This window comes from Roseobacter sp. FCG-D35 (genome assembly GCF_033436665.1).
Lineage (GTDB): Bacteria > Pseudomonadota > Alphaproteobacteria > Rhodobacterales > Rhodobacteraceae > JAWQFO01.
On the sequence record NZ_JAWQFO010000005.1, the window covers coordinates 139529 to 160074 of the forward strand.

Consider the following 20546-nt stretch of genomic DNA (forward strand, 5'->3'; position numbering starts at 1 on the left):
TGTGAAAGATCAGACCGACATACAGATGTATTTCATCTCGAGATAGTCCTCGATCCCGTGGTGCGAGCCTTCGCGGCCGAGGCCCGACTGCTTGACGCCGCCAAAGGGCCCGAGCTCGGTCGAGATGATGCCGGTGTTCACGCCGACGATGCCGTATTCCAGCGCCTCGGCGACCTTCCAGACGCGGCTGAGATCCTTGGCGTAGAAATAGGAGGCGAGGCCGAAGATCGTGTCGTTGGCCATGGCGATCACGTCGTCCTCGTTGTCGAACTTGAAGAGCGGCGCGAGCGGGCCGAAGGTTTCTTCGGTCGCCACCTTCATGTCCTGCGTCACGCCGGTCACGATGGTCGGCTGGAAGAAGGTGCCGCCCTTTTCGTGCTTGCCACCGCCGGTCAGCACCTTGCCGCCGTTGTCGGTCACGTCCTTGATGTGCTCTTCGACCTTCTCGACCGCGTCCGCATTGATCAGCGGGCCGGTGGTCACGCCGTCCTCGAGGCCGTCGCCGACCTTCAGCTTCTCGACGGCCACCTTCAGCTTCTCGGCGAAGGCGTCATAGACACCCGACTGCACGTAGATGCGGTTCGCGCAGACGCAGGTCTGGCCGTTGTTGCGGAATTTGCACATCATCGCGCCCTCGACAGCGGCATCGAGGTCGGCGTCGTCGAACACGATGAAGGGTGCATTGCCGCCGAGCTCCATCGAGCATTTCATGACCTGGTCGGCGGCCTGTTTCAGCAGGATGCGGCCCACCTCGGTCGAGCCGGTGAAGGTCAGCTTGCGCACGGCCGGGTTCTCGCAGAATTCCTTGCCGATCTCGGACGAGGACGAGGACGGCACCACGTTGAAGACGCCCGCCGGGATACCGGCGCGTTCGGCCAGGACGCCGAGCACGATGGCCGAAAGCGGGGTCTCCTTGGCCGGGCGCGCCACGAAGGAACAGCCCACCGCCAGTGCGGGAGCGGCCTTGCGGGTGATCATCGCGTTGGGGAAGTTCCACGGCGTGATCGACGCGGCGACGCCAATCGGCTGCTTGAGAACCATGATCCGCTTGTCGCGCTGGTGGCCGGGCACCGTCTCGCCGTAGACACGCTTGGCCTGCTCGCCCATGAACTCGATGAAGGACGCACCATAGGTGATCTCGCCCTTGGCCTCGGCATGGGGCTTGCCCTGCTCGGCGGTCAGGATCGTCGCGAGATCGTCGGCGTTCTCAGTCATCAGGTCGAACCACTTGCGCAGCACCGCCGCGCGTTCCTTGCCCGTCCAGGCGGCCCACTCCTTTTGCGCCTTTTCGGCCTGCGCGATCGCGCCCGCCACCTGGGCGCGCGACAGGTCGGCGACCTGGGCGATCACGTCGCCACGCGCCGGATTGGTGACATCGAATGTGCCTTTCTCGCCCTCGACCCACGCGCCGCCGACATAGGCGCGGGTTTCGAGAAGGCTGGGGTCCTTCAGAAGGCTTTTGAGATCGGTCGATGCGTCGAGCATGGGAATCCTCCGCTGAATTGTTGTGGCACCCAGATCAAGTCCGGGTATGTTTGTCCAGTTCCAGAATGCTGGTGAAAAGGAGACGGCCCGGATGACCTTGGATGACGCGTATGCCAATGCAGCGTATATACCCCGTGCGGAGGAGTTTCCACCGCGCTGGCAGGCGGCGGCGGCGTCCTTCCGCGAGGCACTGGGCCCGCGCGCCGAGACCGGGGTGCGTTACGGCGAGAGCGACCGCCAGGTCTACGATTTCTTCCATCCCGACGGGGTCGCCAAGGGCACGCTGATCTTCGTGCATGGCGGATACTGGAAGGCTTTCGACCGCAGCGACTGGTCGCATCTGGCCGAAGGCGCGCTGGCGCGCGGCTGGGCGGTGGTCATGCCGGGCTACGATCTGTGCCCCGAGGTGCGGATTTCCGACATCACGCAGCAGATCGCGGCCGCGGTGACGGCGATCGCCGAGCGCGTACAGGGTCCGCTGGTGCTCGCCGGGCATTCGGCAGGCGGGCATCTGGTGTCGCGGATGCTCGACCCGCTCGTGCTGCCGGAGACGGTGCGCGGCCGGATCGAGCGGGTGGCACCGATCTCGCCGCTGGCCGACCTCGGGCCGCTGATGCAGACTTCGATGAACGAGATCCTGCGCCTCGATACCGAGGAGGCCGGCGCCGAGAGCCCGGTCAACATGGCGGTGCCACGCGGCGCGCAGATCGCGGTCTGGGTCGGCGCCGACGAACGCCCGGCGTTTCTCGATCAGGCCGAGATCCTGGCGCGGACCTGGGGTGCGCGGCATGTCATCGACGAGGGCCGGCACCATTTCGACGTGATCGAGCCGCTTCGGGATCGCGACAGCGAGGTGGTCCGCTTCATCTGCGGGGTCTGATCGCGCTTGATCGGGGCGCGGGAATCGGCGATGGCTGACTCCGGCTTCGGGCGATGGCGTCGCCCGTCACATCGGCTTGTCCGTGGGCTTTGTCCGTCCTGAACGCCGGGACCTTTCTGCAAGGGAGGGTCTGATGACCGAACGTCCCGAATTCTACCGCTTTCACAACGGCGAGAAATCGCCCCTGCCGTTTGCCGCCGAGGAATACGCGGCGCGCCTGGCCGAGCTGCGCGACCGGATGGAGGCGTCGGGCGTCGCCGCCGCCGTCTTCACCTCGATGCACAACATCGCCTACTACTCGGGCTTTCTATACTGCGCCTTCGGGCGGCCCTACGGGCTGGTCGTGACCGAAACCGACTGTGTCACCATCTCCGCGGGGATCGACGCCGGTCAGCCGTGGCGGCGCAGCTTTGCCGACAACATCACCTACACCGACTGGCAGCGCGACAACTTCTGGCGCGCCGTGGTCTCGGTGACCGGGACGGGCACCGTGGTCGGGTACGAGGGTGATCACCTGACGCTGGTCCAGCGCGACAAGCTCGAGGATTTCCTGAAACCCGCGGCCACGCTCGATCTCGCCGAGACCACGATGCGCCAGCGCATGCACAAGTCCGACGCCGAGATCGCCCTGATCCGGCAGGGCGCGCAAGTGGCCGACGCCGGAGGCTATGCCATTCGCGATGCGGTACGCGCGGGGCTGCGAGAAATCGACGTGGCGGTGGCCGGGCGCGATGCGATGGAGATGGAGATCGCGCAGCGCTTTCCGGACGCCGAATACCGCGACACCTGGGTCTGGTTCCAGTCCGGGCTCAACACCGACGGCGCGCACAACCCGGTGACGGGCCGGGTGCTGGAGCGCGGCGACATCCTGTCGCTGAACTGCTTCCCGATGATCTCGGGCTATTACACGGCGCTCGAACGCACGATGTTCGTCGAGACCGTGGACGATGCCAGCCTGAAGATCTGGGCCGCCAACGTCGCGGCGCACGAATACGGCATGAGCCTGCTGCAACCGGGCGCGAATTGCGCCGAGATCACCGGCAAGATCAACGTCTTTCTCGAAGACCTCGATCTGCTGCAGTACCGCACATTCGGCTATGGCCATTCGTTCGGTGTGCTCAGCCACTACTACGGGCGCGAGGCCGGGCTGGAATTGCGCGAGGATATCGACACGGTGCTGGAACCCGGCATGGTGATCTCGATGGAGCCGATGCTGACCATCCCGCAGGGTCAGCCCGGCGCGGGCGGCTACCGCGAGCACGACATCCTCGTGATCACAGAGGACGGCAACGAGAACATCACCGGCTATCCCTACGGGCCGGAATTCAACGTCGTGGGTTGACCCGGGTCAGATTCGGATGACGTAGTCCTTGGTCGTGGTCTCGACCACCTCCCAGGTCCCCTTGAACCCGGGGCGCAGGATCATCCGCGCCCCGGCCTTGAGCGTCACCGGCGCGCCGTCTTCGGGCGTCAGCACCGAATGGCCTTCGAGGACGCTGAAATACTCCCATTCGTCATAGGACACGCGCCACTTGCCCGGTGTCGCCTGCCAGATCCCGCAGAACAGCCCGTCGTGTTCCTCGAGGTTCCATGTCGTGAAGGACGGATCGCCCGAGATTACCTTGTCGGCGGCGGGCTTGTCATGCTCGGGTTCGACCGAAGGGTCGACGGGCAGGTGCAGAACGGTCATGTCGCGTTTCCTTGTATCTTCGGACCGGGCCGGGCCATATGTCCCGGTTTTCGCTGTTTCGGCAAACGGTTTCATGAACGGTGCCGGCGCCTCGGGCGTGGCGCCGGCCTCGCACCGGGTGTAGAAACGCTCTTGCCAGTGCGGGCCGCGGCGCCGGGCGGGTCGCTCGGCGGGACGGTCCGGCGCAGGAAAGGGTGACACATGGCGGCTTTCGCGCGACTTCTGATCATCGGCTTCGTCGTCCTGACGATCGTCTACATCAGCCTGTCGCTCTATTCCCGGGCCGTGCGTCGCAGCAAGCTCGAGGCCGAATGGGAAGAAAACCGCGGCCCCGGAACGCGCGAGGATTTCGTCGACCGCGGGCTTGCCGCATACGAGGGATCGCTACGACGCAAGTTGATCCTTGGCGTCTACATCATACCTGTCATCGTGGTGGCAACGATCATCTACCTGACCAACTTCCAGTAGGGATGCGACATGGTTTACGTGAAATGGACACTCATCTTGATGTTCTGGGCGCTGATCGGCGCCTTCTTCCATTACACCCTGCCGCACGTCGATATCGTCCGCGTCACCGATACCTACGAAAGGCGCATCGATTTCGGCGAGAACTCGCTGTTCTGGGGAAGCGGTGATGTCGGATCGGCGTCGGGCGCCACCAGCCGCGATGTGTTCTTCATCCAGACACGGCTGGCCGGTGGCGACGTGATGGTCTACCGCAACGAAGACACCGGCTGGGGCTGGCCGCCCTACTTCAAGTTCGACACTTCGAACCTGCAGGCCGAGGCGGCCGACGTGCGCTCGACCTCGGCCAACCCGCGCTACGTGGCGCTCAAACACTACGGCTGGCGCAACGAGTTCTTTTCGATCTTCCCGAACGCGGTCTCGATCCGTCCCGTCGATGGACCCGATGCGTCGAAGGGCATTCCCTGGGTCAACATCCTGGTTCTGACGGTCTTCTTCGCGATCGTCTGGGCGATCTGGGCGCGCTGGCGCCGGTTCCGCCAGAACCGCATCGACCCGACGCTGGAGGATTGGCAGGACAGCTGGGAAGCCGCCGGTGACCGGATGGATGAACGCCGGGGCCGCCTGCGGCGCTGGTGGGACGAACGCCGCGCGCGCTGATATCGGGACAAACGCGCCGTCACGATCCCGCTTTGCCTTGACTTCCCGTGCCTCGGGCGGTGTATCTGCGCCGCGACTTCCGCCCAGCACGAGGGATCAATCCAATGCACGCCTACCGCAGCCACACCTGCGCCGAACTGACCGCCGCCGATGTCGGCGAAACCGTCCGCCTGTCGGGATGGGTGCATCGGGTGCGCGACCACGGCGGCATCCTGTTCATTGACCTGCGCGATCACTACGGGGTGACGCAGGTGCTCTGCGATCCCGATAGCCCGGTGTTCTCCGAGGTCGAGAAGGTCCGCGCGGAATGGTGCATCCGCATCGACGGCACCGTGAAGGCGCGGGACCCGGAGCTGGTAAATCCCAAGATCCCGACCGGCGAGGTCGAGGTCTTCGTGCGCGACATCGAGGTTCTGGGTGCCGCGAAGGAACTGCCGCTGCAGGTTTTCGGCGACCAGGAATACCCAGAGGAGACGCGCCTGCGTTATCGCTACCTCGACCTGCGCCGCGATAAGATGCAGGACAACATGAAACTGCGCTCGGACGTCGTCGCGTCGCTCCGCCGGCGGATGTGGGACGGCGGGTTCCGCGAGTTCCAGACGCCGATCATAACCGCGTCGAGCCCCGAGGGCGCGCGCGACTTTCTCGTGCCCTCGCGCCTGCATCCCGGCAAGTTCTACGCCCTGCCGCAGGCCCCGCAGCAGTTCAAGCAGCTGCTGATGGTCTCGGGCTTCGACAAGTATTTCCAGATCGCGCCTTGCTTCCGCGACGAGGATCCGCGCGCCGACCGTTCGCCCACCGATTTCTACCAGCTCGACATGGAGATGAGCTTTGTCTCCCAGCAGGACGTGTTCGACGCGATCCAGCCGGTTCTGACGGGCATCTTCGAGGAGTTCGGCGGCGATCGGCCCGTCGACAAGGTCTGGCCGCAGATCTCCTACCGCGACGCGGCGCTCTGGTACGGCACCGACAAGCCCGACCTGCGCAACCCGATCAAGATGCAGGTCGTAAGCAAGCATTTCGCGGGTTCTGGTTTCGCCATTTTCGCCAAGCTGCTGGAACAGGACGGCACCGAGATCCGCGCGATCCCGGCCCCCGGCGGCGGCTCGCGCAAGTTCTGCGACCGGATGAACGCCTACGCCCAGAAGGAAGGTCTGCCGGGCATGGGCTACATCTTCTGGCGCGACGGCGCCGAGGGCATGGAAGCGGCGGGACCGCTCGCCAAGAACATCGGCCCCGAACGCACCGAGGCGATCCGACAGCAGCTGGGACTGGGTGTCGGCGACGCCGCCTTCTTCCTCGGCGGCAAGCCCAAGAGCTTCGAGGCCGTGGCGGGGCGTGCGCGCACGGTGATCGGCGAAGAGCTGGGCCTGACCGATGAAAATCGCTTTGCCTTCGCCTGGATCGTCGATTTCCCGATCTACGAGAAGGATGCCGAGACCGGAAAGGTCGACTTCGAGCACAACCCGTTCTCGATGCCGCAAGGCGGGCTCGAGGCGCTCGAGGGTGACCCGCTCGAGGTGCTGGGCTACCAGTACGACCTTGCCTGCAACGGTTATGAACTTGTCTCGGGCGCGATCCGAAACCACAAGCCCGAGATCATGTTCAAGGCCTTCGAGATCGCGGGCTACGGCGCCGACGAGGTGCGCAAGCGCTTCGGCGGGATGGTCAATGCCTTCCAGTACGGCGCGCCCCCGCACGGCGGCTGCGCCGCGGGCATTGACCGCATCGTCATGCTGCTGGCGGACGAGCAGAACATCCGCGAGGTCATCCTCTTCCCGATGAACCAGCGCGCCGAGGACCTGATGATGGCCGCGCCTTCCGAGCCGACGAGCGAACAACTCATGGAGCTTGGCCTGCGGGTGCTGCCGCGCGAATAGGCGGGGTCGCGCCGCGCCGCGAAATTTGATGGGTCGGGGCGATGCAATGCGCCCCGGCCTTTGCTATCTCTGCACCGACGCTTCAGCCGGAGACACGCATGGCCCGATACGATCCCGAATTCGCAGAGATGCGGTTCGGCCTTGGCCTGTCGCCGCTGTTCGCGCCGGCGGTATCGCCCGAGGCGATGCTGGCGGGTCTGTCGCTTCCGGACCGGATGGCCGAACGCTATCCCATCGACGGGTTCGAACCCTTCCGCAAGCGCGTGCTGCACACCATCGAATTGCAGAAGTCGGCCCGGGCGCTCGATCCCGGTCGCAAGCGCAGCCGGCTCGAGGCGCAGCGTGCCGAGATGCTGGGGCAGATGCGCGGTGACCAGCTGCGTTGGTTCGGGCAGACCATGCTGCGGCGCATCCATACCGACAGCGGCCTTCGTGAACGGCTGGTGTTTTTTTGGTCCGACCATTTCACCGCGCGCGGCAAGATCGGCGGCATGCGCTATGGCAGCGCAACCTTTGTCGAGGACGCAATCCGGCCGAACGTCACGGGGCGCTTCGCCGACCTGCTGATCGCCGCCGTGACCCACCCGGTGATGCTGCAGTATCTCGACCAGACCCGCTCGGTCGGGCCGAACAGCCGGTTCGCCCGCGACTCCGAGGTCGCGCGGGGGCTGAACGAGAACCTCGCACGCGAGGTGCTCGAACTGCATACGCTTGGCGTCGATGGTCCCTATGGGCAGGCCGACGTGCGCCAGCTTGCCGAACTTTTCACCGGGCTGTCCTACCGCGCGCAGTCCGGATTCAGGTTCCGTCCGCGACTGGTCGAGCCGGGCGAGGAAACCGTGCTGGGCGTCACCTACCCGGACGTCAAGGATCTCGAAGCCGTGCGCCGTGTGCTCGAGGATCTCGCAAGGCACCCGGCCACGGCGGTCCATGTCGCGCGCCAACTTGCCGTGCATTTCGTCTCGGACGCGCCGGACCCTGCGCTGGTCGATCATGCCGCCGCACGGTTCAGGGACACCGACGGCGATCTCATGTCGGTCTATGCCGCGCTGCTGGAGCATCCGGCCGCCTGGGCGCAACCGTTCGTGAATGTGAAGTTCCCGCTCGATTTCATCAGCTCGGCGCTGCGGGCGCTTGCCTTGCCGCCCGAGGCGATTTCGGGGCTGCTCGATGCGCAGATGCGCGGCTGGTTCCTGCGCAGCCTCGGTCGCATGGGCCAGCCCTGGGAAACCGTGATCGAGCCCGACGGCTGGACGGAAGAGGATAACGAATGGCTGACCCCGCAGGGCCTTGCCGCGCGGGTCGAATGGGCGATGGCGGTGCCGCGCAAGCTGATGGATGTCATGCCCGACCCGCGCCGCTTCGTGGTTCAGGCCCTGGGACGCCACGCGCCGCCCGAGGTCGTCTTTGCCGCCAGTGCCGCCGAAAGCCAGTCCGAGGCGATCGGCCTGGTGTTGTGCTGCCCGCATTTCCAGCGTCGTTGAGGAGCGCCGCCATGACCCGCACCCTGTCCCGCCGCGCCTTCATCGCCCGCACCGGCCTGATCGGCTGTTCGCTTGCCGCCAGCCCGCTGCTGACCCCGGTGAGCGTCGCCGCCGCGCCGTGGGACGCGCGGCTCGTGGTCATCATCCTGCGCGGTGCGATGGACGGGCTCGACGTCTTGCAGCCCCAGGGAGATTCGCGGTTTCGCAAGCTGCGCCCGACGCTCGGCGCAGATTCGCGCGCGCGCGCCACCGACCTCGACGGGTTCTATGCGCTGCACCCTGCTCTCGAGCCGCTTCTGCCGCTCTGGCAGGCGGGCGAGCTTAGCTTCGTCAACGCCGTCTCGACGCCCTATCGCGACAAGCGCAGCCATTTCGACGGGCAGGACATTCTCGAGGCGGGCACCGCCGAGTTGGCCGGCGGCGTTCGCGACGGCTGGCTCAACCGCATGCTGCAGGTGGTGCCCGGGGTCGAGGCGGAGACCGCCTATGCGGTGGGCCAGAATGACATGCGCCTGCTCAAGGGGGCGGCGCCGGTGTCGAACTGGACACCCGAGTCCGAGCTGCAACTGAGCCCGCAGGCGATGCGGCTGATGAGCCTCGTCACCGAATCGGACCCGGTGATGCACGCCGCCCTCGCGCAGGCCGATGCGCTGTCGCAGACCGCCGGAATGCCCAAGGGCGGCGATCGCACCAAGGGCGCGCACCGCCGCGTCGCCGAGTTCGTCGGGCACCGCCTGCGCGGCGATGGCCGTGTCGCGGCCTTCTCGCTCAACGGCTGGGACACGCACAACAAGCAGGAGCGGTCGATCAACGCGGCCCTCGGGCGGCTATCGGACGCCGTGCTGACCCTGCGTGACACCCTCGGCCCCCCGGTCTGGGGCAAGACGGCGGTTCTCGCCATGACCGAATTCGGGCGCACGGTGCGCGAAAACGGATCGGGCGGGACCGATCACGGCACCGGCGGGTTGATGGTGATGGCGGGCGGCGCGATCCGGGGCGGACGTGTCTACGGCCAATGGCCGGGGCTTGCCGAGGCGGATCTCTACCAGCGCCGCGACCTGATGCCGACCTCGGACGTGCGCGCGCACGCGGCCTGGGTGATGCGCGGGGTGACGGGGCTTGATCGCGCGACGCTCGAGAGGGCGGTGTTCCCGGGGGTCGAGATGGGCATCAATGTCGGCCTGCTGCGCTGACCCTTGCGCGCGGTCTCTTGGCGCGGCGGATTGCGCACCGTAGTCTCGCGCCATGACACGACCCGCATCTTCCGCACCGCCGCTCGGCACGCCCGTTGCCGACTGGACACCGCCGCCCGCGCCGGAAGGTGTGATCCTTGCAGGACAGTTCGCCCGGCTCGAGCCGCTCGACGCAAAGCGGCATTCGCCCGACCTCTTCCGCGCCTTCGACGGCCACGACCGGGTCTGGGATTACCTGCCATACGGCCCGTTCATGACCGAAGCGGATTATGCCGGTTGGGTGCGCGAGATCACGGGCAATCCGGCCTTGCGTTTCTACTGCATCCGGAACCTCGAGACCGGCCTGCCGGAAGGCGTCGCGAGCTACCTGCGCATCGACCCGCCCGCAGGGTCGATCGAGGTCGGCCACATCAACCTGAGCCCGGCGCTGCAGCGCACCCGGGCGGCCACCGAGGCGATGCTGTTGATGATGCGCTGGGCCTTCGATGCGGGCTACCGACGCTATGAATGGAAGTGCAACGCGCTCAACGCCGCGTCGCGCAGGGCCGCGCAGCGTCTGGGGTTCAGCTACGAGGGCGTGTTCCGCAACCACATGGTCGTCAAGGCGCGCAACCGCGACACGGCCTGGTTCGCGATCACCTGCGAGGACTGGCCGGCTCTCCGACAGGCTTTCGAGACCTGGCTGGCGCCGGAGAACTTCGATGGCGATGGACGTCAGCGCGTCAGCCTAGCCACGCTCACCGCGCCCCTGCGCGTGTCGAGCGATCCGACGCTCTGATCGCGCGCCCGGTTCAGATCGCCATTTTCTGGGTCAGCCGCTGCTGGATCAGCCCGGCCAGAGCCGCCTGTTCCGGGATGCCGCGTTCGCCTTTCGCACGCTTGTCCGCGAGCGCGCGCGCAGCGGTCTCGAGGCTCGGGTCGCGAGCGGACCGGGCGAGGCCGCTCAGGAACTGCGCGACATAGTCCAGAGCACCGTCGTCGGGAGGATCTTCGAGCACGTCGGCGACATGCGCCATATCGTCGTGAAACGCCATCCGGTCGGGCAGGATGATCTCGTCGTCGACCGGTCGCGGGCCGGTGGGCTGACGCTCGGCCGGCAGCCTTTCCAGCAGCGCCTGCTGGAATGCGACCAGCGACTGAATCGGCTTGGGCAGGAAGCCGTCCGCGCCGGCCTCCATCGCCACGGCCTCGGCGTCCGGATCGCCGGAGGTTCCGAGGATGACCGCGACACGAGGCTCGGATCGGCCGAGTTCGCGGATCAGGTCTGCGCCATCGCCGTCCGGCAGGCCGAGATCGACGATGACCACCGAAGGACGGTAGACTTGCAGATGCCGCCGGGCCGACCGGATGCAATCCGCACGCCGGATGCGCGCCCCGCTGCGCAGGCACAGCAGCCGGATCGCCTCACAGGCGTAACGGCTGTCTTCGACCGCGAGGACGGTCAGCCCCAGCAGCGGACGGTTCGCGGTGGGCGCGGGTAGCGTGGCTATCGTGAACGGGTCGGTCTTGTCCATCGTCCCCTCCTGGGTGACTCGCAACTGCCGGGCAGGATGGACCTGCGAAGGCTAATAGCCCGTTAATCGGCGCGCGGAGGGGTCCAGGGCGCCTGCGGCGGTGCGTCGCTTGCACCGCTCCTAGCGCGCGCATAAACCCAAGGCAGGATCAAACCACGGAGTTGCGCCATGATCGGCCGCCTGAACCACGTCGCCATCGCCGTCCCCGATCTCGAGGCAGCGGCCGAGCAATACCGGTCCGCCCTCGGGGCCAATGTCGGCGCGCCGCAGGATGAACCCGATCACGGCGTCACGGTGGTCTTCATCGAGCTGCCGAATACCAAGATCGAGCTGCTCTACCCGCTCGGCGCGGACAGCCCGATCGCCGGATTTCTCGCCAAGAACCCCGCGGGCGGCATCCATCACGTCTGCTACGAGGTCGAGGACATCATCGCTGCGCGCGACCACCTGAAATCGACCGGGGCGCGGGTCCTCGGCTCGGGCGAGCCGAAGATCGGGGCACATGGCAAGCCGGTGCTGTTCCTGCATCCGAAGGATTTCAACGGCTGCCTTGTCGAGCTGGAACAGGTCTGAGGCGCGCGCCATGGGTATCGTCTCGGGCCTCGTTCTTTACGCCGTGATCTGGTTCATGACCTTTCTCGTCGCTCTGCCGATCCGCGTGAAGACGCAAGGCGACGTCGGAAAGATCGTGCCCGGCACCCATGCCGGGGCGCCGGAAGTTCACAACCTGAAGAAAAAGGCCTGGATCACCACTGGCGTCGCGGCAGTGATCTGGGCGATCTGCGCGGCCGTCATCCTATCGGGCACGATTACCGTGCGCGATCTCGACTGGTGGGACCGGATGACGCCTGTTCCGTCAGCAGATGGAACAGGTGGGTGAAGGTCGCGGCCCCGATGATCGGCACGACGAGGTTCAGGAGCGGGATCGACAGCGGCATCGCCATCAGCACACCCGCCGCCCAGATCGTCACGAGATAGCGACGCCGCAGAACCTTGGCCTCCGCGCGTCCGACTCGGCGGATCGCGGCGAGGGTGAAATATTCCCGTCCCAGAAGGAAACCGTTGAGGCCCCAGAAGATCAGCGGAGCGAACGGCGCGAAGATCAGATAGAGCACGAGGGCGAAGAGGTTGGCCGCGATCAGAACACCGAGAAAGTTCACCGTGTCGCGCACCGCGTCGCCGAACGGCACGTCATTTGCCGGCGGCAGCGCGGGATAGTGCTTTTCCTCGACGGCATCAGCGACCGTGTCTAGGAACATCGAGGTGATGGCCGAGGCGACGGGCACCATCAGAAAGACCGACAGCACCATCATCAGCAGCACCGAACCCCAGCTGACGACGTTGTCGACCCACTGCACCTCGCCGAAGTAGGGCAGCCAGACGTCGTTGCCGACAAGATAGCCGAACAGCCATGCGAACCCTGCCGTGGCGGCGATGAGCAGAAGCAGGGTCAGGCCGACGCCGGTCAGCAGTACACGGCGGAAGCGCGGATCGCCAATCTGTCCGAGCGCGGTGAGGATTGCCTTTGCGATCATGCCTCGACCCAGGTGGTGATCGCGGCGATGTCCGGGCGCGGCCGGTCGGGCGGGACGCTGCCCGCGGTCGCGATATGCACGAAGCCCGCGACGCGCTCATGGTCTTCGAGCCCCAGCGCCTCGCGCATCCACTCGCGGTCATGGCTCGGCCAGCCCGACAGCCAGTTCGCGCCCCAGCCGGCGGCCAGTGCGGCGTTCAGCAGCGACAGGCAGACCGCACCGGCCGAATAGGTCTGCTCTAGCGCCGGCACCTTCTCGGAGGGCTTTTGCACCTCGATCACCGCGACGGCGAGATGGCCCTGGTCGAACTGGCTCCGGCCCTTGCCGATCTGTTCGGCGTCCAACCCTAGGGCCTTGCCGCGCGCTTCGGCCATGTCGGCCAGGCGGCCCATCGCGGCCTTGCGGATGACCACAAAGCGCCAGGGTTCAAGCTTGCCGTGGTCCGGGCAGCGCGCCGCGGCGGTCAGCAGACGCCGCAACTCGGCGTCGTCCGGCACCGGCGCCACCAGCGTTTTGGCGGGCCGGGATCGGCGGGTCAGAAGGAAATCGAGGGCGGCGGGGGTCGGGGTCTGGTCGGTCATGCGTGACATGTCAGCCGCGCGGCATGGATTTTCAAGCGCGAATCGTCCGTGCCCGTCCGCCCTCACGCATCGAGCAGGGCTGCAAGCGCGTCGATCTCGGCTGCCACGAACGCGTCGAAGCGCGGTCCCGGCTGGCGCTGGGCCAGCGTCTCGCCCAACGGATCGGCCACGGTGGTCTTCGAGCCCGACAGCGCCTCGATGGTGGCATGGCCGCAGAACGGCACGTAGACCTCGGAATAGCCGCCCTCGTGCACGAGCACGAGCCTGCCGTCGCAGAGCGTCTGCGACGCCTCTTTCGCGCGCAGGGTCATCTGCCGGAAGGTGTCGGCCGTGGCGAGCATGCGACCCAGCGGATCGACCGCGGAGGCATCGAAGCCGCAGGCGACGATGATCACGTCGGGGCGAAACGCGTGCACCTGCGGAAGCACGATCCGGTCGAAGGCCTCCAGATAGGCGGCATGTCCGCTGCCGGCGGGGAGCGGGACGTTGACGTTGAAGCCCCTGCCGGATCCGGTGCCGCGGTCTTCGGCATCGCCGGTGTCGAGCGGGTAGTTGCGCGGCTGGTGCAGCGAAATCGTGAGTACGTCGTCGCGGTCATAGTAGATCGCCTCGGTGCCGTTGCCGTGGTGCACGTCCCAGTCGATCACCGCGACGCGCCTCGCCTGCCCGCGTGCGCGGGCCGCCTCGATGGCGATAGCGATGTTGTTAAGCAGGCAGAACCCGTTCGGGAAGTCCGGCAGGCAATGGTGCCCGGGCGGGCGCGACAGGGCGTAGGCGTTCTCGAGTTCGCCGTCGAGGACCGCCGCAAGCGCAGCGCAGGCGAGTCCGGCGGACAGCGCCGCGATCTCGTAGCCCCCGGCGGCAAAGGGCGTGCGGCGCCCGAGTTCGCCGCCGCCGGCATCCGACATTTCCTTGAACGTGTCGAGGTAGTTTGCGGGATGAACGCGCAGCAGGGCCGCGCGGCTGGCCGGGTCCGCCGAGCGCTGGTCGAGGTCGCGGATCAGCCCGGTCACTTCGAGCAGGTTCTTCAGGCGCCGCTTGGTCTCGGGGTTTTCCGGCAGCCCGCCGGCCGCGAGAGGCTGCACCGCGCCACCGACGGGCAGGGTAAAGGCGTAGTTGCCGCCCGCGTGCCAGAAACAGCGCTCGTCGCTGAAAAAGCCAGTTGCCATGGTCCGTACCCGTGTTTCGTCCTTTGCCCGGCACGGTGGCGCAGAGGCTCGCGATTGTCCACGCGCGCGCCGAAGCAAGCGATGGGTCCACGTTCTTCGCGCGCACGTTCCGCAGCGTTTGCGCCGCGGAATTCATCAGTTTTCAACCAATTCGAGCAAAATTTCGCCGTATTGACCGGGAAAGATAGCCGTGGTCCGGCGCCGTGCTAGATCAGGATTGTTAAGAGTTGCGACTGATGATGAGCGAGAAATTGGACATGGGTTCGCGCAACCAGTTACGTGATGTCGGCGCGCTTTTCGACCGGTGGTGGATCGCCTTCGCGGCGCTTCTCGTAGCGTGCATCCTGATCGCCGTGGCTCGGTTCGAAGCCCTGTCGGGCGTAATGATCGTGCTGTCCGGGATCGCCGGGGCCGTTGCAGGCATCGGTCTGCAGGCACCGCATGTCGAGCGAAACCCATTCTGGGTCCGACGGCGGATTTTCGGGTTGCCGCGCGGGTCGTCGATCCATGTGACCGGAATTGCGGCCATGCTCGGGGCACTGGGCCTTTTCGTCGCGGGCCTGTCCGAAGCGGCGGCGGGTCCATGGACCGTGATGTGTTTCCTCGCCGGAGCGAACGGGCTTTTCTATTTCGGGATCGGCTACTGGATCAGCGGCAAGATCGCGCTGGGCCGGGCGCGGGACCGCCTTCGTCGGGCCGACACGCTGCAACAGCACGTTTGGCGCGAAGCCTACGAAGCCGACGGTCCGGCCTTTTCCCGGCCAGATTCGCGTCCCGTCACACGGCGGGTCGACCCGGTTCCGGATGCCGAGACCGACCGCGACGCGCGGTCCAAACCGCCGAACGGGTCGAGCCCGCACACGGCCAAGCGTTTGGGGCGAAGCCGCGCTGCCTGATCCGGCTCAGCGCACCATCCCGACGATTTCATAGGCTTGCTCCAAGATCGGCACCGTGATCTCGCGCGCCTGCGCGGCGCCGCGGGCGAGGATCCGGTCGATCTCCTCCGGCTCCTGCATCAGCCGGGCCATCTCGGTCGAGATCGGGGAGAGTTTCGCCACCGCGAGATCCGCAAGCATCGGCTTGAATTCTCCGAACTGCCGGCCGCCAACGTCGCGCAGCGCCTCTTCGACGCTCTGGTCGTTCAGCGCGGCGTAGATATTCACGAGGTTTCGCGCCTCGGGCCGCCCGTCGAGACCGGCGGCCTCGGACGGCAGCGCGTCGGGGTCCGTCTTGGCCTTGCGGATCTTCTTCGCGATCGTGTCGGCGTCGTCGGTCATGTTGATCCGGCTGGCGTCGGAGGGGTCGGACTTCGACATCTTCTTGGAGCCATCGCGCAGCGACATGACGCGTGTCGCCGCACCCTCGATCACCGGTTCGGTCACGGGAAAGAAGTCCACCTTGTAGTCATGATTGAACTTCATCGCGATGTCGCGGGTCAATTCCAGATGCTGTTTCTGGTCCTCGCCGACGGGTACGTGCGTGGCGTGATAAATCAGGATGTCGGCGGCCATAAGGGCAGGATAGGCGAAAAGCCCCAGCGAGGCAGCCTCGGCGTTCTTGCCGGCCTTGTCCTTCCACTGGGTCATCCGGCCCATCCAGCCCATACGCGCCACGCAGTTGAAGATCCACGCGAGCTGGGCGTGTTCCGGGACCTGGCTCTGGTTGATCAGGATCGACTTCTCGGGGTCGATGCCTGAGGCGAGAAAGCCCGCGGCCAGCTCGCGGGTGTTGCGGCGCAGGTCGGCAGGGTCCTGCCAGACCGTGATCGCGTGCATGTCGACCATGCAATAGACGGTCTGGTAGTCTTCGTCCTGCATCTGCACGAAACGCCGAAGCGCGCCGAGATAGTTGCCCAAGGTCAGCCCGCCGGATGGCTGGATGCCAGAAAAGACACGCGGCGTGAAGGCGGGGGTGGTCATGGTCTGGCTCCTGCTCGGGGCTTGGAAGGCGGGTCCGGCCCGAAGTATCCAAGCGTCGGGGTATCGTCAAGAAACCCTGCCCGCGCCCGGTTCGGTCGCGGATCGGGGGCTCTGCCCCCGGCGCGCGGCGCGCGCCTCCCCCGGGATACTTCCGAACCAGAGAGACGAGAGGTCAGGCGCCCCGGCGAAGGGCGCTGCGGAACTCGGCGAGGCGGAAGGCGCCGATCAGCTGGCCGGCGCCGAAATAGGTGACGATGCCGATCACGATCAACAGGGCGAGGGCAAGGACGCGCCACCAGGCGATGCCGAGCGCCGGCCCGAGCGCCAGGTTGCCGAGCCAGAGTGCTGCGCCCATGATCGCGGAGGCTGCGACGATGCGCCAGATCCTGCGGTGAAAGCGTGCGTCGAAGCGCGCGACATCGCCGTAGCGCCGGGCTCCGACGGCGAGAAGAGCGACCATCGCCCAGCCGGCCAGCGTCGTGGCGAGCGCCGGGGCGATCCAGCCCAGCACGGGGGCGAGGCCGATGGCGATGGCGGCGTTCACCACCATCGCCACAAGCGCGTAGTGGAACGGGCGGCGAGTGTCCTCGCGGGCGAAGAAGACCGGCTGCAGGATCTTCTGGATCACGAAGGCGGGCAGGCCGAGCCCGTAGACCGCGACCGCCATGGCGATGGCGGCGGCATCGTCGGCCCCGGTGGCACCGCGCTCGTAGAGCACCGAGGCGAGCGGAAAGGGAATGACAACGAGCGCCACGGCCGACGGGATCGTCAGGGCGAGCGAGACCTCGGCGGCGCGGCTGAGCGCGTTGCGCGCACCGGTGTCGTCGCGCGCCTTGAGGCGGCGCGAGAGATCCGGCAGCAGCACGACACCGACGGCGATGCCGACCACGCCCAGCGGCAACTGGTAGAGCCGGTCGGCGTAGGCGAGCCAGGCCACGGCGCCGTCGAAAAAGCTCGCCACCTGGCGACCGACCAGCAGGTTGACCTGCACGACACCACCGGCGAGGGCCGCTGGGGCGGCGATGATCGCAAGGCGCTTGAGGTCCGGCGTGAGGCGCGGGCGCTTGCGCAGCCGCATGCGGAAGCCCGCGCGCGACGCGGCCCACCAGACCAGCGCCAGCTGAGCGGCGCCGGCGAGTGGCACAGAAAGCGCCAGCGTGTCGCCAACGCGCAGGCCGAGGGCGGCGTCGACGCCGAGGCCGAGCGCGTCGGACAACGGGCGTCCGAAGGCGGCGCTGAGCAGCATGGCGAGAACGAAGATCACGTTGAGCACGACCGGGGCGGCGGCGGCGGCCATGAAGCGCCCGGTGGCGTTCAGCACGCCCGAGAGCAGGGCCGCAAGCGAGATGAAGAGGATGTAGGGAAAGGCAATGCGGCCGTATTCGACAGCGAGATCGAAGCGTTCGTCGCCTGCGAACCCCGAGGCCATGACTATCACCAGAAGCGGCATGGCGAGGATCCCGAGCACGGTGAAGACGGTCAGGATGAAGGTCATGCCGACAAAGGCGTCCTGCGCGAACTCCTCGGCGCCCTCGCCGGCCTCGATCCGCTTGGAGAACATCGGCACGAAGGCCATGTTGAAGGCGCCTTCGGCGAAGAAGCGGCGGAACATGTTGGGCAGGGCAAAGGCGACGAGGAACGCCTGGGCGACGACCCCGGAGCCGAGGTAGCCCGCGATCATCACGTCGCGCACGAAGCCGAGGACGCGGCTGAGCAGGGTCCAGATGCCGACCGTGAAGAAGCCGGCCATGAGGCGGATGGGTTGCAAGGCAGGCCCTTTCGCTGCGCGTTCCGCGAGCGTTAGCGGAGCCTCGCGCAAGGTGCAAGAATCCTCGTGCGCCTTCGGTCATCCGTCGCGGATTTGACGGGCGGGGCGCGATCGGGCAGGAAAGGAGCGCGAGCGGGAGGGTGCAGAATGAAGACACGCAGGCTGGGGGCGGGCGGTCCCGAGGTATCGGCGATCGGGCTGGGGTGCATGAGCTTTGCCGGCGCCTTCGGAGAAACCGACGAGGCGACGAGCCTGCGCTGCCTCGATGCGGCGCTGGAGCACGGCATCACCTTTCTCGACACCGCGAACGTCTACGGCATGGGGCGGTCGGAAGAGGTACTGGCAACGTGGCTCGCGTCGCGCAAACCCCAGGTCGTGCTTGCGACGAAGGGCGGCATCACGCGCGAGCCCGGGCGGCGGGCCAACAACGATCCCGCGCATCTGCGCGAGGCGCTCGAAGGTTCGCTGTCTCGTCTCGGCGTCGAGCGGGTCGATCTCTACTACGTGCACCGGCGCGACCACGGCGTGCCGCTGGAGGACGTGGTCGGGCTGATGGCCGAGCTGGAGGCCGAGGGGAAGATCGGTGGCTACGGGCTGTCCGAGGTTTCGCCCGGCACGGTACGCACGGCCCATGCGATCCATCCCTGCCGGGCGGTGCAGAGCGAATACTCGCTCTGGACGCGGTTGCCCGAACTGGGGATGCTGCGGACCTGCGTCGAGCTGGGCATCGCCTTCGTGCCCTTCTCGCCGCTTGCGCGGGGCGTGTTCTCGGAGAGTTACCCGGACACCGCCGCGATGGTGCCGGGCGACTTCCGGCTCGAGATCCCGCGGTTTTCGGACGAGAACTATGCGCGCAACAGGGCGCTCATCGACGCATTCAAGGTCCATGCCCGCGCAGGCGGTCACACCGTTGCGGAACTGGCGCTGGCCTGGGTGCTGAACCGGGGCGATCACCTGATCCCGATCCCCGGCACCCGGACCGCAGAACATCTGGCCGAATGGGCGGGGGCGTCCGAGATCAATCTCGACGACGAAGCCATGGTCGCGATCGAGGCGATCCTGCCGGCCGGTTTCGCCTTCGGCGACCGCTATTCCGACAACCAGATGCAGGCGGTCGAACGCTACTGCTGACATCTTGTGGTGGCAGCGTTTGCAGGTAGTATCCCGCCTCACGAGGCCTGTCTTGAAGAACGGGGGTACAACCATGACCAAGGCAATTCGGGCAGCCGTGATCCTGTGCGCTGCGCTGGCGCTGACGGGATGCGGAGGGGGCGGCAAGAAGAAAACGTCGAGCCCCGGAACCTTCATCGTGTTTTTCCAGCCGGGCACGGCGACCCTGACGCCTGACAGTCTGGCGACGCTCAACACTGCGGCGCGGGCGGCGATCAAGCGCAGCGCACCGGTGGCGGTCGTGGGGCATTCAGACACGTTCCTGAGCGCCGAGCAGAGCCAGGCGCTGTCCAACGAACGCGCGCTGGCGGTCGCCGGGCGGCTTCTGGGCTATGGGATTCCCGAAGAGCGCGTCACCTATGCCGCGCGGGGCGAGCAGTTGCCCGCCGTGGCGACCGGCGATGGCGTGCGCGAGCCGCGCAACGAACGCGCCGAGGTGATCGTGGTGGTCAACATCCGCTGAGGCATTCAGCCGGCCGAAAAGCTTTCGCCGCGATGGGGTATGCCGAGATTTCCCACCGACAGCGCGGCGCTGAGGTCGCGCAGGTAGGCGCGTACCTCTGCCGCGGAGCCGAGACGCACGCGCGACTTCTCTTCCGGGGCCGAATCGTAAAGGCGTTGCAACATGGCACGGTGGGTCTGCCGCGTGCGCCAGATGTAGCGCAGGAAGGCCCGGTTGAACTGCTCGGGGCAGCCATCCGGCAGATCAGGTCGCGTGCGGCCGTAGTGGCGGATCGTGCGACGCAGGACCCGCACCATGCGCAAGGTCGGCGGAAAATCGAGCCAGATCAGCGTGTCCGCGCGCGCGAGGCGCTGCGGAAACGTGGCCGAGCGCCCGCCTTCGAAGATCCATTCCGGACGGGCGTGCACCTCGGCACAGAGCGCGTCCTTCTGACGCGGGGCGCGCTCGATCCAGCCGGAGGTCCAGTGGATATGATCCATGTGGTAGACGGGCAGAAAGGTCAGCGCGCCAAGCTTGCGCGCGAGTGTCGACTTTCCCGACCCGGGCTGTCCGACGATCATGACACGTTTCATGGCATTGGCTCCGCCGTGTCTCGGGCGCGATACAAAAGCCCGCGCACTGATCGGCGGATGTTTCAACCCCATTCCCAGTATTTATTATGCGCCTGCAGCATTGCCTGTCAAAGCGCGT

Annotated in this window: 22 protein-coding genes; 13 read left to right on the forward strand and 9 right to left on the reverse strand. The window is 66.8% G+C overall.

Features of this window, described 5'->3' with window-relative positions; translation table 11 throughout:
- Positions 1–9 precede the first annotated feature (9 nt).
- Positions 10–1485: an NAD-dependent succinate-semialdehyde dehydrogenase gene (locus R5H30_RS13385; protein ID WP_318328928.1), complete on the reverse strand. Its 1476-nt coding sequence runs from the start codon at positions 1483–1485 to the stop codon at positions 10–12.
- Positions 1486–1576: 91 nt separating this feature from the next.
- On the opposite strand from R5H30_RS13385, the gene R5H30_RS13390 reads away from it, so the two are divergent.
- The gene (locus tag R5H30_RS13390) at positions 1577–2365 is read left to right on the forward strand and encodes a hormone-sensitive lipase (RefSeq protein ID WP_318328930.1); all 789 of its coding nucleotides are present in this window, start codon (positions 1577–1579) and stop codon (positions 2363–2365) included.
- A 133-nt stretch (positions 2366–2498) separates the two neighbouring features.
- A complete protein-coding gene (locus tag R5H30_RS13395) occupies positions 2499–3707 on the forward strand; it encodes a M24 family metallopeptidase (RefSeq protein ID WP_318328931.1) in 1209 nt (402 codons plus the stop codon).
- A 6-nt stretch (positions 3708–3713) separates the two neighbouring features.
- Here R5H30_RS13395 and R5H30_RS13400 read toward each other — a convergent pair whose 3' ends face one another.
- The gene (locus R5H30_RS13400; RefSeq protein WP_318328932.1) at positions 3714–4055 is read right to left on the reverse strand and encodes a cupin domain-containing protein; all 342 of its coding nucleotides are present in this window, start codon (positions 4053–4055) and stop codon (positions 3714–3716) included.
- Between the two features lie 201 nt (positions 4056–4256).
- On the opposite strand from R5H30_RS13400, the gene R5H30_RS13405 reads away from it, so the two are divergent.
- The 6 genes from R5H30_RS13405 (at position 4257) to R5H30_RS13430 (ending at position 10515) form a co-directional block, all read left to right on the forward strand.
- Positions 4257–4523, forward strand: coding sequence for a hypothetical protein (locus tag R5H30_RS13405; RefSeq protein WP_318328933.1), 267 nt, complete (start codon positions 4257–4259; stop codon positions 4521–4523).
- 9 nt (positions 4524–4532) lie between these two features.
- A complete protein-coding gene (locus R5H30_RS13410; RefSeq protein ID WP_318328934.1) occupies positions 4533–5180 on the forward strand; it encodes a DUF1523 family protein in 648 nt (215 codons plus the stop codon).
- 104 nt (positions 5181–5284) lie between these two features.
- A complete protein-coding gene (gene aspS, locus R5H30_RS13415) occupies positions 5285–7060 on the forward strand; it encodes an aspartate--tRNA ligase (protein ID WP_318328935.1) in 1776 nt (591 codons plus the stop codon).
- A 98-nt stretch (positions 7061–7158) separates the two neighbouring features.
- Complete coding sequence (locus tag R5H30_RS13420) at positions 7159–8544, forward strand: DUF1800 domain-containing protein (RefSeq protein WP_318328936.1); 1386 nt, start codon at positions 7159–7161, stop codon at positions 8542–8544.
- A gap of 11 nt (positions 8545–8555) precedes the next feature.
- Positions 8556–9737 carry a DUF1501 domain-containing protein gene (locus R5H30_RS13425; RefSeq protein WP_318328938.1) on the forward strand — a complete coding sequence of 394 codons (1182 nt, stop codon included), beginning with the start codon at positions 8556–8558 and terminating at the stop codon, positions 9735–9737.
- A 52-nt stretch (positions 9738–9789) separates the two neighbouring features.
- Positions 9790–10515 carry a GNAT family N-acetyltransferase gene (locus R5H30_RS13430; RefSeq protein ID WP_318328939.1) on the forward strand — a complete coding sequence of 242 codons (726 nt, stop codon included), beginning with the start codon at positions 9790–9792 and terminating at the stop codon, positions 10513–10515.
- Positions 10516–10528: 13 nt separating this feature from the next.
- On the opposite strand, the gene R5H30_RS13435 is transcribed toward R5H30_RS13430, so the two are convergent.
- The gene (locus tag R5H30_RS13435; protein WP_318328940.1) at positions 10529–11251 is read right to left on the reverse strand and encodes a response regulator transcription factor; all 723 of its coding nucleotides are present in this window, start codon (positions 11249–11251) and stop codon (positions 10529–10531) included.
- Between the two features lie 168 nt (positions 11252–11419).
- On the opposite strand from R5H30_RS13435, the gene mce reads away from it, so the two are divergent.
- Both mce and R5H30_RS13445 read left to right on the forward strand, forming a co-directional pair.
- Entirely contained in the window at positions 11420–11824 is a 405-nt protein-coding gene (mce, locus tag R5H30_RS13440) for a methylmalonyl-CoA epimerase (RefSeq protein ID WP_318328941.1), read from the forward strand.
- Between the two features lie 10 nt (positions 11825–11834).
- Entirely contained in the window at positions 11835–12131 is a 297-nt protein-coding gene (locus tag R5H30_RS13445; RefSeq protein ID WP_318328942.1) for a DUF1467 family protein, read from the forward strand.
- Here R5H30_RS13445 and R5H30_RS13450 read toward each other — a convergent pair.
- Genes R5H30_RS13450 through R5H30_RS13460 form a run of 3 tightly spaced genes read right to left on the reverse strand, consistent with a single transcriptional unit; the run spans position 12061 to position 14536 of the window.
- Positions 12061–12786 (reverse strand): EI24 domain-containing protein, encoded by a 726-nt coding sequence (locus R5H30_RS13450; protein WP_318328943.1) that lies wholly within the window; start codon positions 12784–12786, stop codon positions 12061–12063. The genes R5H30_RS13445 and R5H30_RS13450 overlap by 71 nt on opposite strands.
- Positions 12783–13376, reverse strand: coding sequence for a nitroreductase family protein (locus tag R5H30_RS13455; protein ID WP_412105140.1), 594 nt, complete (start codon positions 13374–13376; stop codon positions 12783–12785). The genes R5H30_RS13450 and R5H30_RS13455 overlap by 4 nt, the downstream gene beginning before the upstream one ends.
- Positions 13377–13429: 53 nt before the next feature.
- The gene (locus tag R5H30_RS13460; protein ID WP_318328945.1) at positions 13430–14536 is read right to left on the reverse strand and encodes a histone deacetylase-like amidohydrolase; all 1107 of its coding nucleotides are present in this window, start codon (positions 14534–14536) and stop codon (positions 13430–13432) included.
- Positions 14537–14775: 239 nt separating this feature from the next.
- On the opposite strand from R5H30_RS13460, the gene R5H30_RS13465 reads away from it, so the two are divergent.
- Positions 14776–15432: a hypothetical protein gene (locus tag R5H30_RS13465; RefSeq protein ID WP_318328946.1), complete on the forward strand. Its 657-nt coding sequence runs from the start codon at positions 14776–14778 to the stop codon at positions 15430–15432.
- 6 nt (positions 15433–15438) lie between these two features.
- Here R5H30_RS13465 and trpS read toward each other — a convergent pair whose 3' ends face one another.
- Both trpS and murJ read right to left on the reverse strand, forming a co-directional pair.
- Positions 15439–16455 carry a tryptophan--tRNA ligase gene (gene trpS / locus R5H30_RS13470; RefSeq protein WP_318328947.1) on the reverse strand — a complete coding sequence of 339 codons (1017 nt, stop codon included), beginning with the start codon at positions 16453–16455 and terminating at the stop codon, positions 15439–15441.
- 172 nt (positions 16456–16627) lie between these two features.
- On the reverse strand, positions 16628–18223 hold the full coding sequence (gene murJ, locus R5H30_RS13475) for a murein biosynthesis integral membrane protein MurJ (protein ID WP_318328948.1): 1596 nt from the start codon (positions 18221–18223) through the stop codon (positions 16628–16630).
- A gap of 147 nt (positions 18224–18370) precedes the next feature.
- Between murJ and R5H30_RS13480 the strand changes: the two genes are divergently transcribed.
- Both R5H30_RS13480 and R5H30_RS13485 read left to right on the forward strand, forming a co-directional pair.
- Positions 18371–19354: an aldo/keto reductase gene (locus R5H30_RS13480; RefSeq protein ID WP_318328949.1), complete on the forward strand. Its 984-nt coding sequence runs from the start codon at positions 18371–18373 to the stop codon at positions 19352–19354.
- A gap of 73 nt (positions 19355–19427) precedes the next feature.
- On the forward strand, positions 19428–19856 hold the full coding sequence (locus R5H30_RS13485; RefSeq protein WP_318328950.1) for an OmpA family protein: 429 nt from the start codon (positions 19428–19430) through the stop codon (positions 19854–19856).
- A 5-nt stretch (positions 19857–19861) separates the two neighbouring features.
- On the opposite strand, the gene R5H30_RS13490 is transcribed toward R5H30_RS13485, so the two are convergent.
- Positions 19862–20428, reverse strand: coding sequence for a P-loop NTPase family protein (locus R5H30_RS13490; protein ID WP_318328952.1), 567 nt, complete (start codon positions 20426–20428; stop codon positions 19862–19864).
- Between the last annotated feature and the right edge of the window lie 118 nt (positions 20429–20546).

Excerpts from the sequence above, each read along its gene's own strand:
- R5H30_RS13410 (WP_318328934.1), top strand. The coding sequence starts at position 4,533 with ATGGTTTACGTGAAATGGACACTCATCTTGATGTTCTGGGCGCTGATC.
- R5H30_RS13405 (WP_318328933.1), top strand. The coding sequence starts at position 4,257 with ATGGCGGCTTTCGCGCGACTTCTGATCATCGGCTTCGTCGTCCTGACG.
- R5H30_RS13485 (WP_318328950.1), top strand. The coding sequence starts at position 19,428 with ATGACCAAGGCAATTCGGGCAGCCGTGATCCTGTGCGCTGCGCTGGCG.
- R5H30_RS13425 (WP_318328938.1), top strand. The coding sequence starts at position 8,556 with ATGACCCGCACCCTGTCCCGCCGCGCCTTCATCGCCCGCACCGGCCTG.
- R5H30_RS13385 (WP_318328928.1), bottom strand. The coding sequence starts at position 1,485 with ATGCTCGACGCATCGACCGATCTCAAAAGCCTTCTGAAGGACCCCAGC.
- R5H30_RS13390 (WP_318328930.1), top strand. The coding sequence starts at position 1,577 with ATGACCTTGGATGACGCGTATGCCAATGCAGCGTATATACCCCGTGCG.
- R5H30_RS13450 (WP_318328943.1), bottom strand. The coding sequence starts at position 12,786 with ATGATCGCAAAGGCAATCCTCACCGCGCTCGGACAGATTGGCGATCCG.
- R5H30_RS13460 (WP_318328945.1), bottom strand. The coding sequence starts at position 14,536 with ATGGCAACTGGCTTTTTCAGCGACGAGCGCTGTTTCTGGCACGCGGGC.
- R5H30_RS13480 (WP_318328949.1), top strand. The coding sequence starts at position 18,371 with ATGAAGACACGCAGGCTGGGGGCGGGCGGTCCCGAGGTATCGGCGATC.
- R5H30_RS13430 (WP_318328939.1), top strand. The coding sequence starts at position 9,790 with ATGACACGACCCGCATCTTCCGCACCGCCGCTCGGCACGCCCGTTGCC.
- R5H30_RS13420 (WP_318328936.1), top strand. The coding sequence starts at position 7,159 with ATGGCCCGATACGATCCCGAATTCGCAGAGATGCGGTTCGGCCTTGGC.
- R5H30_RS13465 (WP_318328946.1), top strand. The coding sequence starts at position 14,776 with ATGAGCGAGAAATTGGACATGGGTTCGCGCAACCAGTTACGTGATGTC.
- aspS (WP_318328935.1), top strand. The coding sequence starts at position 5,285 with ATGCACGCCTACCGCAGCCACACCTGCGCCGAACTGACCGCCGCCGAT.
- R5H30_RS13455 (WP_412105140.1), bottom strand. The coding sequence starts at position 13,376 with ATGTCACGCATGACCGACCAGACCCCGACCCCCGCCGCCCTCGATTTC.
- mce (WP_318328941.1), top strand. The coding sequence starts at position 11,420 with ATGATCGGCCGCCTGAACCACGTCGCCATCGCCGTCCCCGATCTCGAG.
- R5H30_RS13490 (WP_318328952.1), bottom strand. The coding sequence starts at position 20,428 with ATGAAACGTGTCATGATCGTCGGACAGCCCGGGTCGGGAAAGTCGACA.
- R5H30_RS13400 (WP_318328932.1), bottom strand. The coding sequence starts at position 4,055 with ATGACCGTTCTGCACCTGCCCGTCGACCCTTCGGTCGAACCCGAGCAT.
- R5H30_RS13435 (WP_318328940.1), bottom strand. The coding sequence starts at position 11,251 with ATGGACAAGACCGACCCGTTCACGATAGCCACGCTACCCGCGCCCACC.
- R5H30_RS13395 (WP_318328931.1), top strand. The coding sequence starts at position 2,499 with ATGACCGAACGTCCCGAATTCTACCGCTTTCACAACGGCGAGAAATCG.
- R5H30_RS13445 (WP_318328942.1), top strand. The coding sequence starts at position 11,835 with ATGGGTATCGTCTCGGGCCTCGTTCTTTACGCCGTGATCTGGTTCATG.
- trpS (WP_318328947.1), bottom strand. The coding sequence starts at position 16,455 with ATGACCACCCCCGCCTTCACGCCGCGTGTCTTTTCTGGCATCCAGCCA.